This window comes from Paenibacillus eucommiae, from assembly GCF_017874215.1.
Taxonomy (GTDB): Bacteria; Bacillota; Bacilli; order Paenibacillales; family NBRC-103111; genus Paenibacillus_AI; species Paenibacillus_AI eucommiae.
The window spans coordinates 49,251-64,284 of the sequence record NZ_JAGGLB010000009.1 but is presented as its reverse complement, the minus strand read 5'-3'; the positions used below and the strand labels follow the sequence as shown (position 1 = coordinate 64,284).

Here is a 15,034-nt window from a genome sequence, read left to right as displayed (position 1 = left end):
GAGAAGATTAAGTGAGTTGGCACGTATCGCTAGGTCGACTGGCAGGAAAATTGGAAGCGAAAGCGGCGCGATTGTTTCAGGATCGCGCCCGCGACCGCGGCAGTCGTGCGGACGTTGACCCAGAGGGTCAGCGGCACACGCGGCTAATTGAAGCGGGTACCCCGTTAAGTTCGGAGACGATTCGCGAAGCTTGCGCGCGAGGGAGTCTTGTTATTCCCGATGATTTGGGCGAAGAAGGTTACGTGATCCAAAGTGGCGACAGCGATTTGCCCGTATATGTGGCTGCATTAAGTGAACGCGGCGTGTTGTACGGGCTGGGCAAGCTGCTGCGGCTGATCAATTTCACCGCGGACGGCGAGGAAGGCAGGCGGTTTCCGGCACTCGACCTTGTCTCCCGCCCGGAGAAACCTGTACGCGGCATTTATTTTGCCACCCACTTCGGCAATTGGTATTGCCACGCGGAATTGGCAGAAGTGCAAGCTTACCTCGAGGATCTGGCGTTATGGGGGGTCAACGAACTACTGGTCTGGTTCGATATTTCCCATTACCGCTCTCTGGAGGAAGGCAGACCGATGCTGGAGAGGCTGAAGACGTTCGAATCCTATGCCCGTGAGGTAGGGATGAGAACAGGGCGCACCGCCGTATCCAACGAAGGCTTTCTGGGGCAGGTTGGTCAGGGACGTGCAATGCTGCGCACCAACGCGTTTGATGAGCTTGACTACCATCCGCTCAGGTCGCGCGACCGCGTATTCGGCGGTTACGACACGGATATTTGCCCCTCTAAACCGGAGGGGCGTGCGATGGTGCTCCACAACAAGCGGATGTATTTCTCCGAGCTTGCTGAAGTCCAATCGTTCTGGCTGTGGCCTTACGATCAAGGAGGTTGCAACTGTCCGGAATGTTTGCCTTGGCCGCGTACCTTCATGGAACTGAATCGCGAACTGGCGAATTCGCTGCAAGAGGCCGTGCCCGGTATCGACGTCAATGTAAGCGCTTGGTGGTTCGAAGGCCATCGCAAGGGCGAAGATGATGCTTTTTTCGCTTACCTGGCGGAGGACGACAAGCAGGAGGCTTCATGGTTCAAGTATGTAATGGCCGGAGCGATAGAAGCAAGGCGCTGGAAACTTGGTGGCAGAGTGCTGCCGGCCCGGCATCCGGTAGTGCTGTTCCCGGAGATCAGCATGTTTGACAGCGTTCCATGGGGCGGAAAGGGTGGCAATCCGGCACCCCGCAGGTTCGCCGCCGAGTACGCCGAGCTCAGCTCCGGGCTTGCGGGCGCCTTTCCTTATTCGGAAGGCCGGTACGAGGATTTGAACAAGGTGCTCTGGGCGCAGATGATGTGGCATTCCGAAGCAAAGATCGAACAGATCGTCGAAGAATATTGCCGCTTCTATTTCGGCGCCGAGGTGGAAAAGGAAGCGGCGCAGCTCGTATTCGACATGGAGGATATCCTCACCGGAAGCGGACAAGGCAAATCGGCCCAGCAGTTGGATGAATCCGTCGCCGCCATCCGCGACCGGCTGAAGCCGTGGGCGCGTGACGGCTGGCGCTGGCTGCTGCTGGAACTGCGTTGCCGGATGCAGTTGTGTCTGGAACAGCTGGCAGTTCTGGAGCAAGACCTGACAAATGCCGAAACTGATGCAAGAGTCCAGGAATGGGAGAAAGAGTTCACTGCAGTATATGAGCGGGTACAGTCGGAACTGAATCTGCACCGGCCGGGCGCTTCATTGAACTTGTGGATCCACGCGACTGCAGACAAAGCGCTGGATTTCTTTTTGGGGCGTGAGGACGTCATCAACCTGACACTTGACAACCTGATGAACGATGACGACTCAACTAAACTTGGAAGCAGACTGACATCCGGGTGAAGGGTTAAAAGGGGATGGAAGATTTGCCGCCACAACCAGATTTGTGGACTCAGCTTCCATCCGGGCCGATGCGGCTTCGCGGATTGCTAGCCGCGATCCGCATCGGGAAACCCTTGCTACATCTGCCTCGGCGAATGCCGAGAGCCTGTTTAATATGTGAGGAGGAAGTAGGATGAAGAAAAAATTAATTTTGCTGTTCTGTTCAGTATTGGTTTGTTTTTTTTCTCTTGTCACATCTGAAACTTTGAATAAAGCTTATGCAGCAGGTAATGTAACGGTTTCGTTTGATCTTTCGTCAGATGGACAGACCCTATCAAACAAATTTTCCGACGTAAATGTGTGGGGTTATAATGATGAATGGCTGGATAAAGCAACAGGCCAACCAGCAAATTATTTTTCCACGAACTACCCATTCGTAGAAAAAGTTCAGCTTATGGCTGCTACCGGGGGATGCTATGACGGCTTTCCGGGTTGCAGCAGCTTTTACCCGAGAGATCTGTTTATTGATCCCAGCGATACTACCAACCCGGCCGACTATGACTTTTCGAAGCTTATTACAGCCCTTCATCATGTAGTGAATCAGGGATTAAAACCTGTAATTAAAACAGGTAATGTACCTGTAAAGTATTCAACGAATCCCACAATAGGCGGAATGGCTAACAATACAAAATTCCCCGATGATTATGATGTTTATTACAATTATATAAAAGCATTGGCGGATGAACTCATAACGGAATTTGGTATGAATGAAGTCAAGTCGTGGTCGTGGGGAGTGGGGACGGAGTTCGAAAACAAAGATTGGTTCGATGATAAGATCAGTGCCAATACGACAAAAATATCTTATTTTAAGTTATACGATTACACGGTTGCGGCACTAGAGGCTGCATACGTTCAAGCGGGGGCAGCGGCATCCGATGTAATCGTGGGTGCGCACAGCTTGGCGTTTGCTGCGGGGTACTGGAACGAAGAGGAATTTATTGATCATGTAGCAGGAGTAGGCACTTACGGAGTCAACTATAAAACGGGATTAAACGGAACTCAAATTGATTATCTGACGGCGTCCTATTATGATTCGCGCCCAGGCGTGTTTTATGGAGGAAAAACATTGGCGGATACGATCAACTCTTTGAGAAACCGGGCCAATGCGAATGGTTTGACAAATCTGAAGTATGGCATTGATGAGGGGCGTATATTTTCCGGGTTCGACAATAAAGCGCTGTATTCACGCATTGTTGCCCATAGTTTCCAAGCATCCTCAGATGCCAGGTTGTTCAAAGTCATGCATGATTCAAATATTGACTGGTTTTCTACCTGGGGATTAAGTACTGAAATATTCTGGGGAGGCGTACCATCCGTAGGCACCCACATTGCCAACCTAGCTTATAAAATGGCTGGAGACAAGAGAGTGGAGGGAATCGTATCCGGATCCCCTGGGAATTCCGGGAATGAGATAAATGGCATAGCCGGGTATAACAGTTCGACCGATACTATGCATTTCATGGTTTATAATTATAACAGCAATTTTAATGCATCGACTTCTGAAACCCCGGCAATAAGCATCTCGAATATAATCCCTGCTAGCGGCAGCACAGTCACTGTAAAACAATGGGTTGTGGATGATACGCACGGAAATTTCTGGCCGCAGTGGTGGACAGATCAGACCAACAGGGGATTAACGGACAGTTCCTATTCGCCAAATTGGTCCAAATATTCGTTGGAAGTACCCAAGGCTTTGAAAGATCCTGCTGACTTAACTTACTGGTATTCGCGGGAGAATGCGTATAAAGCTTTGGCAACGTTGTCATCAACTACTTCCGAGGTAGCAGTCACAGGTAACTCATTAACACTAAACCCCGAAATAGCGCACCATGGAGTCGTTTTCTACGAAATTTCTAATGCCAAAAGAGCAACAGGACCGAACTTAATAACGAATCCCGGATTCGAAGATGACGGAGCGGCGGTATCCTCACCTGTCGGCTGGAGTACTTCAGGGGCGGATGCGGATGCAGACTATACGGAGGGAGTATCGGGTTCAGGCGCACCTCATACGGGATCCTATAAATTAGGCCATTGGAAGGGAACAGATTACAAAGTATATACTTATCAAACGTTTTCAGGATTACCAAATGGATTGTATACACTAAAGGCATGGGTGAAAAGCGATCTTGGAAATTTAAGAACTGCTTACATGGAAGCGAAAGATTACGGTGGAACAAGCCTGAAGTATACTATACCGAAAACTTCTGTTTGGAAACAGATCAGCATTGAAAATATCAATGTCACCAATGGGCAAGCGACGATCGGATTCTACTCCGACTCGCCAGCCAACTCATGGTACATGGTTGATGATGTGAGGTTTTATGCCAATTCGGCTTCACCAACTTTACCAACTCCCATTCATGTGGGTCTAGATGCACCCGGTGCCAGCACGGAAACGGCGGCAGGCAATAATTTTGTAGCCACGAAAGCTATTGCAGGCCAAAATGTAACCGCGACCAACCTGAACTTGTACGTAGCCTCAGGTGCGGTAGGCAAGGTTAGAATGGCTCTTTACAGCGACAATAACGGAAATCCGGGAACGATGCTTTCAGAATCGCCAGAAGTCACGTTGACTAACGGATGGAACAAAGGAATGATTCCGTCCACAACGTTAACGGAGAACACACCCTACTGGCTAGTGTTTATTTTAAGTCAAATGGGAAGTGTTTTGACGTATAAACCGCCTGTTCAATACATTAGTTATTCGTATCCGGCGTCGCTTCCTGCCACAGCCCCAGTTGGACTAACAAGTAGCGGTGGCACCTATGCTTTCTATGCTTCGAATTAGCAAGGATACCCAACCATATACCGAGCATCGAGAAAGCGGTTAATCTCCTACAGCATAAAAAAGAACTCTCCAAACTTGGAGGGTTCTTACATTTATATCCATTCGCGGGTGGTGTCAGCTACGCTTGGGTTAACCGTTCCCCTTTAAAATGTTTACTCAGCTTCATCATGATGCTGTTTACCCGCATAATAAGGTTCACCCGGATCAAGGTCGATCACATAACGCTGGGGAACGGCCAAGGCGAATTGATGCTCGCAGCGCCACCGCTGATCCCCGGTCATGCCGACCGTTTCTCCGTCTTGAATAACATTGCCTTTGTCGAACAAATAATAGGCCAAATCGTTGAGGCTATCCGCCACTTCGTTCGGGCTAAGATCATAGAAGTGACACTGCACGTCCGGTATCCCCAGCGCCGCTAAACCACAGGTGTCCATTAATGCTTCTTGCCTTCCCGAGCCTGTGCCTTCCACACTGTAGAAACGGATGTTGAGGGCTCCATGTAAAAGCTGTCCTCCAGCTACTGCTTCTGTATAGGCTTGGGGCTGTATGAACTTTTCGCTCGTTTTCCAATATATAGCGTCGCAGGGTGCCGTTTCGAGCAGGGCACGCAGCGCATTCTGAAATAGCTGCAGCCGCTCCTTGTAGTCAAGGCCTGCTGCGCAGAAGTCAGTTAATAACAGCGAATGCCGGCATTCATCGACCGTTTCTCTAACCTCAGGCCAATGCCAGGACTGCTGAAGCGCGGTCTCATACATGTAGGAGCCCGATATTTCATTCGCAGCAAAAACGCAGGTTTGAGCCGGCACAGAGCCATCCGCATATTCAACCATATGATTCATATGGAAGAACATATATGTCAGCTGGCTATCAGCTCCCGAATCGTTTGCCTCCCATACAGGCATTTCAGCCCCTGAACCTGTCTGCTCTTTATCATCTTCATCGGGCCTCTGGACATCTCCTGTGTACGCCTGCATTTTCGCATACAAAACATCTTTGTCCAGGACAGGCTTCTCCTTGTACAACAGCTCCACCGTATAAGTTCTGGCAAATCCGGATTCATCCTGCTCTTCCTCTAATGAACCTTCCAGCTCATCTTCAAATTCATCCTCAAGTTCTTCTGTAGATCCGCTCATTACAACAATGGCCTCCTTTATGTAAATCAATTTGGTTTGTTTAAGTATAGTGGTTTGTTTCATTCCAGACAAATTTATCTGGTATTTTTCGAACCTTTTTCAAACTCAGAGCCAATATACTCTATACAATTTAGATAAAAGGGGTGGCCTAAGATGAAGAAAGGCATTTTATTGATTTGTTTATTGTTCTTATTGTGCTCATGTGGGGTTCAGAAGCAGGAATCGTCGCCTCTGGACTATGTGGACAAAGTGGCCAGCACCGATTTGAGTGGCGAGATGGCAAGGTCAGGGGCGGAATCAGGGGCAGGGTTAGAGTCAGAACCAGAGCGAGAGTCAAGGGGGTTATCACTGGGGGCGGCTGAGCAATTGTTAGTTGACAGCAAGGGGGAACCCATGGAAAAGGTAACCATCATCGATAATTTAATAAATTGGGTTTATGCAGACACCAGTTTTTTTACGTTAATGGATCATGTAGTCGTCACCTATGGCTTTAACATAGAATCAAAAATGTCGACCTCCAAGGGCATAAAAGTAGGGGATTCCATCCAAGAAGCCAAGGCGAAGTATGGACAAGCATTTTATAGCAGGAAGCAGGCCAATTCTCAAATGATAGGATATATAGATAAGAAGGGCGACACCATGATCGAGTTTTTGTTCGAAAAAGATGTAATAATGAGTATTATGGTCAGTCAATTAGAAGTTTTTAGAAAGATGGCAGGTTGATATACAAATAGATCTGATATAGGTCGGGGGGAGGTAGTCTTTATTGAAAGATTCGGATATTCATCCATGGCTAATCCCCGCCATTCAAGGTGAAGAAGAAGCTTTCAGAGAAGTTTATAAGCTGACAGTCGACCATGTTTACCGAACCTCCTACTACCTGATGAAAAATAAAAACGAGGTTGGCGATCTGGTAAGCGAGGTTTATGTGGAGCTTATTCGTTCTTTGCCCGGGTATGATTTCAATAAGCCGTTCCGATCCTGGTTGAATGGTCTAGTTATCCGACAGGTTAAGGGCTGGAACCGGAAGCTCTGGAGGCGGCTGCGATTGCTTGGCCGCAATCGGTTGATACCCGAAGTGGAGCCATCCAAGCGTCCTGACGAGATGGCTATCGAAGCGGAGCAGAAGCACGATATCCTAAGGCTAGTAAATGCTTTATCCGCCAAATTAAGAGAGGTTATTGTACTCCGGTATTACCAGGATTGTTCATTTGAAGAGATTTCCGAGACGCTGCAGATTCCACTCGGCACGGCAAAGTCCCGACATCATGAGGCGCTTCGCAAGCTTAGGCTGGCTAGTGAGCTAGTGTTTGAGGAAGGAGGTTTATACGATGTCGATTGAAGATCAACTATCCGAGGCTTACAAAGAAACTTCGCAGAAGCTGCATCCTCCTCAGGAATTAGACATTCGAATTGAACAGATGCATCATCAATACTTATTGTCTAAAGAGAAAGCGCCTGCTCATTCACGACGCGTATGGACGAGAAGCATATTGATTGTCGCAGCCCTGGTTGTAACTGTAGGTTTCACGAGCCAATACGGACTTCAGATGCGGGAGGGCTTGTTACATATGGTGTTCAACGTGGAGCCTATCGTCACTTATGATGCCAAGGCAGCCAAGGATATTCGCGAAAGAATGAAAGAGATTAAAAGAGACCTTGGGATCGGAGAAAGGGTGCTTTATTATTCGGCAGAAATGGAGCGGTTATTTCCCGTTGTTAACAAGAAGCTGAAACTCACACCTTTTGCTATCATCACTAATCCGTATATATGGCTGGATCATGAAAAGTGGGCAAATGAACTGAATGCGGAGAAGGTACCACTTCGGCTGCAGGAGCTTTCTCTTCATGGTTGGACCTTTGCTGGAGGTCAGAAGGAAGGAACGTCAGGCGGGATGTTAATTCCATCGAATATGGCTTTGCTCGAAGCATTGAAGGAAAAGACGCAATACATGAAAACATCCGAGGCTTGGGTTCCCTTGCTTCCTGAGGCAGAACTGAACCCTGTCTATTCAACGTTTTACCGAAATCCTGCCAGGGATCAGATCATCATTACTGCAGAAATTTTCAAAATGGAAACAGGGATTGTCAAATTTAGCGATTTATCTGAATATGAGGTGATCTACATCGATGACAAGAAGACCACTTATATGAAGACGGAAACGTATATGATCAGTGATTCTGACCAGTATCAAACATTGGTTTGGCTGGAGTCCTGGGGGGATGTCACTGTCAGATATGAAATTGGTACGTCTGCAACTGGGGTCTCCAAGGCCGATATTCTGGACATCGCTCATCAGATACTGGATAAACCAGCTGGAGGGGATCAGGAATGAACGCGGCGAAGGCTTCAATTGGCAGCCATATGCTGACCATGCTTATGGGCACATGGTTGGTGGTCGGGATATTCATTGATGGGTATGCGCACAATCATGGGATGACCGAGTCGTTTTTTTCGCCTTGGCATGGGATTCTTTACAGCGGCTTCATGGCTTCAGCTGCATGGATTTTGGGGCTGGTATATGTCAATAAGAGGCGGAATGCAAGTACTTGGCGGCAAGCAATTCCGGTTGGATACGGGTTAGGATTGATAGGTGTCTTTGTTTTTCTTACCGGTGGGATTTGTGATATGATCTGGCACCTGATTTTTGGCATTGAACAGAATTTGACGGCACTCCTTAGCCCGTCCCATCTCCTGTTAATGCTTGGCACACTGCTGATTATAAGCAGCCCGTTTCGGGCTGGCTGGGAAGACTCCCCGCATAAACCCGCTTGGCGGCCATTTTTTCCGACCCTGCTCTCAGCGTCCTTAAGTGTGGTAACTGCTAGTTTCTTTCTGATGTACATGTGGATGTTTCGCTATAATTTGGCCGCTCCAGACGTTATAGATTGGTACAAGAGCCGGACCGATCCGTTCTTTGGCATAAGGGTCATCGAAGATTTGGAAATCCGCGGTCTCACTTACATTTTGATGAACACCTTGCTCTTTATGTATCCGGTATTCTTGCTGCTGAAGCGGTGGCAACTTCCCTTCGGTTCAATTACTTTCCTTTTTACATGTATAAGTGTGTTGATGGGGGTTCTGGATGGTTTCCAGCAGTATCAGTCTATTCTTATCTCTCTCGCTGCCGGGTTGGCTGCTGATTCCATCCATGTAATTTTTCGGCATAGAGAAGGCGTAATGGGAGGTTATCGGGTTCTGGCCCTAGTTGTTCCTGTGGTGTTGTGGGGAGGTTATTTTCTCAGCATGGCGTTATCTGTAGGGATTGGCTGGGATCCGGAATTATGGGCAGGCTCTATGGTGCAGGCTTCGCTGTTGTCCCTAGCAATAAGCATTCTTGCTATTTCACCAACTAGAGGGGGGAATGAACATCATTCTGTTTAGATCCTTCATCATTGCGGTGTTAGTCTTTGGACTGATTCTGGTGACTGGCTGCTCCAAAATCACGTGGGACAATGTCGATAAGAGTCCACCGACAAGAGGTTTTCTGGCAATGATTCAACAAAGCCGAATGACAAACATAACAGATAGAGGATATAGTGTCACTGCGGTTGCAGTTGATGGGGAATCCATTAGAAAAGGGGACATTGACATCAGGCTGCTGGTGGAAGACCGTTCCGGGATACCTGTGAGGAAGTTTACGGAAGACCGGACTCAGCTGATGCACCTGATTGTGGTTAGCAAGGATCTGGCTACATTCCAGCATGTCCACCCACAATATGAAGGGGATGGACTTTTCACCATCCGAATTCCTTTCCCAAAAGGCGGTCCGTATATGCTCATCAGTGAATTTATACCCGATCGTCAGGAGATCACGACCCATAGGCAATGGATCACGGTGGCTGGAGAAGCTCCGCCAAGCGAGGAGATAATTCCCGATAAACTGTTCAGCAAAAAAGTCGGCGACCTCCATATTTCCCTATCCGCCAGTTCGGGCCTTGATCAAATAAGAGCAGGGGAAATGGTCATGCTCCAATTTCGTGTATCGGACGCCCAAACTTTGCAGCCGGTTGCCAAGCTCGAAGCTTATCTTGGCGCTTCCGGACATAGCGTTATTCTGAACAGCGAAGCCGACGTATATGTTCACGTACATGCTGCCGAAGAGATGAGCTCGGGAGGCGATGTTATGTTCCACACTGTTTTTCCCGAGACGGGGATATATAAGATATGGGGTCAATTCCAGTATAACGGTGAAGTTATTACAGTCCCGTTTGTTATTCAGGTCGTTTAATTGTTAGCCAGTGACACCAAGATTAATTTGGGTTATCAATTTAAAGCGGTAAAGGATTGCAGAGTTAAAATGTTTGATAAATGGGGGCTGTGGGATGTAAGGAAGCCCAAATTTTCATTGTCTTCACTATCCCTTTCGGTCAGGAAAAAGACACTTGCTAGCTAAAAGTCTGTTTGAGCGTGACATGTTAGGCACTTTGTAGCTGAGAGAGGAATGGGGATAGGAGTGAGAGGAAGTAGAGGTAGAAGTAGAAGTAGAAGTAGAAGTAGAAGTAGAAGCCACATAGAAGCGCTCCTCCCCCGAATGGAGCGTGCGTTTCACTTAACGATGTTTTTGATCGTTAAAGGGAGCGTTTCCGGTCAATCAGTCACGTTAATGATGATTTTCATCGCTAAAAGAGGAGAAATGACCTCACATTGGGGGCTTAAAAGGGATTTTAACGATGTTTTTCATTGTAAAAGTAAGGTTGTGGAGACGACCCGGTGCTTTTAGCGATGAAAATCATCGCTAAAGCAGCAGATCCTCTCAGATCTCCATCCCCAGTTCCTCTGCCGGCTAGGAATCTCCTCTAACCAAGAGAAAAACTCTTGCTGGCTGTCCGTTTGAGCTTAGTGTTCGTGCGATTGTAACTAAAGAGAGGGAAGGGGTGTGGGCGGAAGAGCGAAAGCGTCCGCATTTAAAGATTTGTTCCGCCCTTTACATTCCATTCAGGGAACAAATCTTTAACAGCGGCTGGAGCCCACACCCCTTCCCTCCCGCAATGCACCCAAGTCCCGAACACGTTCCTCAAAGGACGCCACGAGGCGTCTTTCTCATCCTAGAATTTAACCAGCATACCCATTGTTTTCCGGGGATCGTCCTTCGCTTGTTGATAACCAAGCCCTATGTCCTCGAGGGAATAAATGTTGGATATCAGCGGCTTGATGTTAAGGCGTCCATCGGCAAGCAGGCGGACGAATTCCTCCAGATTCCGGGCCAATGTCCAGCGAATATAGCCGTAAGGATAATCTCTGCCTTCCTGCTCATACTCGGTATCGTACCGGCCAGGGCCGCCCGCGCGGGAAATTGTAATTTGTGCTTCCTTCGCAAATAACGCATTGCGGTCAAACTCGGTATTGGTATCGCCAACGATGACGATTTTTCCTTTATCGCGAATCCATTCAAGCCCTTGGTCGATCAGCTTATGTGATTTTGAGCTGGCGCATATCATTACGGCATCAGCACCCTTGCCACCAGTAAGTTGTTGAATCCTTTCCTTGACCTCTTCGCCATTCCTGCAGGCTGTGAGCAGCCCAGTCGAATCCAGCAGCTGGCAGCGTTCCTCCATATGATCAACGGCGATCACCCGATAGGCCGCAGCCCGGGCCATTTGGGCTAATAATTGCCCAAGGATGCCGAGGCCAAGCACGACGATTGTCTCGCCAAAACGGAGGTCAGCCTGCCGCAGCGCCTGTACACCAATTGTTGCAATGCCAGCAAATGCGGCTTCTTGGGCATCAACGTGCTCAGGAACAGGAGTGACGTGATTTTTGTTGGCTAGAAAATATTCAGCATGTGTTGGAACGCCGTAACAAGCGACTCGTTGTCCAACCTGTACGTGAGTGACTTCCTCTCCCACAGCCTCAACGACGCCCGTCCCGCTGTATCCGAGAAATACTTCAACATTGGCGAACCCAAGCACCATCAATTCCGTACCTGTACTTAGGGCCGAATAATCGGTTTTTACCAATACAGATTGTTTGGTCAGCTCGTGCATGGGGATGTCGACGATTTTTAATTGACCGTTGCTACTTTTTGCAGCTTTCACAATAATCCCACCTTTGATTTACATTCTGATGTATAATTATATTTATTTAGTTTTTAAATATATTATACTAATGTATATTTAATTCCTTTCTTCATCATACTGCTACTCTTAATTCAAAGTCAATTCATTTTTCACAGTCTGTACTCGTTTTCCTTACATGCAAAAACAGGTATACTGTAAATAATAAATAGCTGGTGTATGAGTTGGGGAACAGCTGATGTAATAGTTGGTGTACCAGCCAATGTATGAAGCATGAATAAGGAGAATCGCATCATGAAAAGTAAAATAAGCCGCAAAACGTTCCAGTCACGCCTCGACGAGATGGTCCTCCGGCTGCGCCAGGATATTGCGAACGCCCGTTATGCGCCAGGCAGCTACCTGCCTGCCGAAAGTGCGCTCGCTGAACAATTCCATTTAAGCAATAAATCAGTGCGCAAAGGATTGGAGCAGCTCGCAGAAGAGGGACTGATTCATAAAATTAACCGCGTCGGCAACCGTGTAGCCGAGCCAATAGGACAGCGCAAAACAATCGTGACCATGGGCTGCCCCTCCATTATCGAGAGGGACCTTGAGATGGCCCGGTTGATTGCCGATTTTCAGGAGCAGTATCCATGGATCGAAGTGAGAACGGTCACCTATGCGGCTGAATCTTCCGCAGCTTCGTCCAGCTTCGATAAGATGGCCCGTTCCTATTTGGAAAACGGGCTGATGGATGTGATGGTGCTCAACAATAGCCAATTTCAGGAAATGGTGGAAGCTGACGCTGTCAACCTATTCGAACCTTTACCTATAAATGGGGAGATGTACCCTTTCGTTATGTCTCCTTTCACCGACAATGGTGAGATGTACGTGCAGCCAGTTGCTTTCTCGCCGATAATTCTGTGTTACAACCGGCAGCATTTTCGTGAGGGAGGCTTACTGGAGCCTGACAGCAGCTGGACTTGGAGCGATGTGCTGCAAATTTCCGATCGGATCAGCAAGCCGGAGGATCGCTATGGCTTGTACTTCCATCTGTTGTCTGAAAACCGCTGGCCGATTTTTTTGCTGCAAAGTGCTGCCAATGCCGATGCCAGTGCCGATACCAATGCCAATGCCAGTTCGCCTGACCATGAATGGCTGAATGGGGCGCGAGTAGTCCAGGAGATTACACAAAATCGCCGCATCTACCCAGGCTACATAACGGAAAGTAGAGACGATGTGAATACGCTATTTCTGCAGGGAAAAGTGTCGATGATTATGTCGAGCTATTTCAGCATGAACGAGTTCAAGCAAGCTAGTATCGATTACGATATTTCGCCGCTGCCTTACCTGGATCGTCCAGCTACACTGCTGATTATACTTGGTATGGCCATTAGCAGAAGCTCGAAGAACAAAGAGGCTGCCAAGCTGTTAACCTCCTATTTGGCTTCGCATCGTGCGCAGCAGCAGCTGCGCGATATGACACTAAGCATTCCAGTGGTCAAAACAATCGCGGAGCAGCGGCCATCTTCTGCAGCGGGGAATGAGCTCAACCGGCCAGCGCACGAAGCTATGTTCCGCGAGCTGTTTCCAACGTTCCGGCTGCACAAACATCTACAACTGACTGTGGCAGAGCAGCACGCACTGCGAAACCTGCTGAAGCGCTTCTGGTCCGGTATCATTGATGAAAAAATGCTGATTGATGAGTTTACACAGCTTCAGCAGTCTTTCACTCCACAGTAGCAGGGGAAATGAGAGCTCTTTAAGGCAATTCCAATTAGGAGTACAATCTTGTATTGAAACATGTATTAAACCATGGAGTGCTCATTGACAATTCCAAAATACCAATATAAAATTAACATAAGTGTTAAGATAACAAAAAGATTAATTTTTTCTTATTAGATAATTTTATAAACAAAAGGTAGATTGAATGACGTTACAATTCAATGATGATGGGTTGTTGCCACCTGGTGACTACCCTATGACGGTACAAAATCTAAGGAATTCATTATTAGTGCGAGGGCCTTTGGAAGAAGTGCCGTGGGATTACGATAAACGGTTAATGCTCGTTACAATCTTGAGATTTTAGTCGAGTAATTACACACAGTTGGAATTAATGAAATTTTTATTGACGGTTCTTTTGTGGAAGATAAAGCCAGTCCAGGTGATATTGATGGCTATTTTGTTACAGACCCTCACAGTCTAAGGGATAATATTAAAGAATTAAATGCATTAGATTCCTTCAAAGTATGGACATGGAACTGGAATGACAGAATTTATGATCGGAACTCAGCCAAGCATCAATTGCCAATGTGGCATAGATATAAGGTAGAGCTTTATCCTCATGTTGGGCAAGGCTGTGGAATTTTCGATGAGAATGGATATGAGCAAATGTTTCCTGCTGCCTTTAGAAAAACCCGGGACACCTTTCTTTCTAAAGGAATAATCCAGATCATTAAATAAGGAGTGATGTAACATGATAAAAAATGAAGCGGCATATCAAAAGGCGATCGAGAAGTTAAAAACCGATCTTGAGTTTATAGCCAGTGAAAAAAGGCGATTCAAGGAAATGGGGCTTGATGCCGAACAAATTGAATTGGCCATTCAACCATTAATCTCTTTTCATGAACAGTTAAAGGAAGAAGTCAGTTACTACGAAAGAATTAAAAGAGGGGTATTTAACCCTATTCATAAGTTCACGGATATTGGCAAAAGCCTCATTGCTTACAGAATATATATCGGAATGAGCCAAACAGAGCTTGCGGAACGATTGGGGGTATCTGAAGCCCAAATTTCAAGGGACGAAAGAAATGAATATTATGGGGCCACAACGGAAAAAATCGAAAAAGTGATGAAAGCAATGGAAATGGTCACAACCATTCAAATTGAAATTTCTGCAGGATTGGGAGCGTAGCTGCTCTTTTCAAATAGAATGCCACCCTTTGGAAAAAAAGAGTGGCATTCTTGTTTTCTTTAATTAACTTGCTAATGCAGCGGGGGAAGTTCAGGATGCGCCCACCACCTATCCAGCATTTATCCACGCACCCATTCTTCCATCCATCTACCATCTATCCCCTGAGTTCCGCTTAACTTCCCTTCGATAACGATGTTTTTCATCATTAAATCAGTTAACAGCCATAGCCTATCCAAACCACGTTATTTACTTTGTATTAACTATCCCTTTCGGTCAGGTTCACCTGTAACATCCC

General features: G+C 47.2%; 12 protein-coding genes. 10 read left to right on the top strand and 2 right to left on the bottom strand.

Annotation, left to right across the window (positions count from 1 at the left end):
* Positions 1-11 precede the first annotated feature (11 nt).
* Complete coding sequence (locus J2Z66_RS14975) at positions 12-1,868, top strand: hypothetical protein (RefSeq protein ID WP_209972253.1); 1,857 nt, start codon at positions 12-14, stop codon at positions 1,866-1,868.
* Positions 1,869-2,040: 172 nt separating this feature from the next.
* Positions 2,041-4,695 (top strand): GH39 family glycosyl hydrolase, encoded by a 2,655-nt coding sequence (locus tag J2Z66_RS14970; RefSeq protein ID WP_209972252.1) that lies wholly within the window; start codon positions 2,041-2,043, stop codon positions 4,693-4,695.
* A 152-nt stretch (positions 4,696-4,847) separates the two neighbouring features.
* Here the strand turns inward: J2Z66_RS14970 and J2Z66_RS14965 are convergent, their stop codons facing one another.
* Entirely contained in the window at positions 4,848-5,828 is a 981-nt protein-coding gene (locus J2Z66_RS14965) for a DUF4261 domain-containing protein (protein WP_209972251.1), read from the bottom strand.
* 153 nt (positions 5,829-5,981) lie between these two features.
* On the opposite strand from J2Z66_RS14965, the gene J2Z66_RS14960 reads away from it, so the two are divergent.
* From J2Z66_RS14960 to J2Z66_RS14940, 5 genes are read left to right on the top strand one after another with little or no spacing between them, the layout of a single operon-like run.
* Positions 5,982-6,551: a hypothetical protein gene (locus J2Z66_RS14960; RefSeq protein WP_209972250.1), complete on the top strand. Its 570-nt coding sequence runs from the start codon at positions 5,982-5,984 to the stop codon at positions 6,549-6,551.
* Positions 6,552-6,594: 43 nt separating this feature from the next.
* A complete protein-coding gene (locus tag J2Z66_RS14955; protein ID WP_209972249.1) occupies positions 6,595-7,170 on the top strand; it encodes a sigma-70 family RNA polymerase sigma factor in 576 nt (191 codons plus the stop codon).
* On the top strand, positions 7,160-8,164 hold the full coding sequence (locus tag J2Z66_RS14950) for a hypothetical protein (protein ID WP_209972248.1): 1,005 nt from the start codon (positions 7,160-7,162) through the stop codon (positions 8,162-8,164). Before J2Z66_RS14955 ends, J2Z66_RS14950 begins: the two co-directional genes overlap by 11 nt.
* Positions 8,161-9,213, top strand: a complete 1,053-nt coding sequence (locus tag J2Z66_RS14945) for a hypothetical protein (protein WP_209972247.1) — start codon at positions 8,161-8,163, stop codon at positions 9,211-9,213. The genes J2Z66_RS14950 and J2Z66_RS14945 overlap by 4 nt, the downstream gene beginning before the upstream one ends.
* Positions 9,194-10,060, top strand: a complete 867-nt coding sequence (locus J2Z66_RS14940; RefSeq protein ID WP_209972246.1) for a DUF8832 domain-containing protein — start codon at positions 9,194-9,196, stop codon at positions 10,058-10,060. The genes J2Z66_RS14945 and J2Z66_RS14940 overlap by 20 nt, the downstream gene beginning before the upstream one ends.
* 817 nt (positions 10,061-10,877) lie before the next feature.
* Here the strand turns inward: J2Z66_RS14940 and J2Z66_RS14935 are convergent.
* Complete coding sequence (locus J2Z66_RS14935; protein WP_209972245.1) at positions 10,878-11,867, bottom strand: zinc-dependent alcohol dehydrogenase; 990 nt, start codon at positions 11,865-11,867, stop codon at positions 10,878-10,880.
* Positions 11,868-12,140: 273 nt separating this feature from the next.
* Between J2Z66_RS14935 and J2Z66_RS14930 the strand changes: the two genes are divergently transcribed.
* The 3 genes from J2Z66_RS14930 (at position 12,141) to J2Z66_RS14920 (ending at position 14,739) form a co-directional block, all read left to right on the top strand.
* The gene (locus tag J2Z66_RS14930; protein ID WP_209972244.1) at positions 12,141-13,568 is read left to right on the top strand and encodes an extracellular solute-binding protein; all 1,428 of its coding nucleotides are present in this window, start codon (positions 12,141-12,143) and stop codon (positions 13,566-13,568) included.
* Between the two features lie 399 nt (positions 13,569-13,967).
* The gene (locus tag J2Z66_RS42635; protein ID WP_245375563.1) at positions 13,968-14,288 is read left to right on the top strand and encodes a DUF6932 family protein; all 321 of its coding nucleotides are present in this window, start codon (positions 13,968-13,970) and stop codon (positions 14,286-14,288) included.
* A 13-nt stretch (positions 14,289-14,301) separates the two neighbouring features.
* Complete coding sequence (locus J2Z66_RS14920; RefSeq protein WP_209972243.1) at positions 14,302-14,739, top strand: helix-turn-helix domain-containing protein; 438 nt, start codon at positions 14,302-14,304, stop codon at positions 14,737-14,739.
* Positions 14,740-15,034 lie beyond the last annotated feature (295 nt).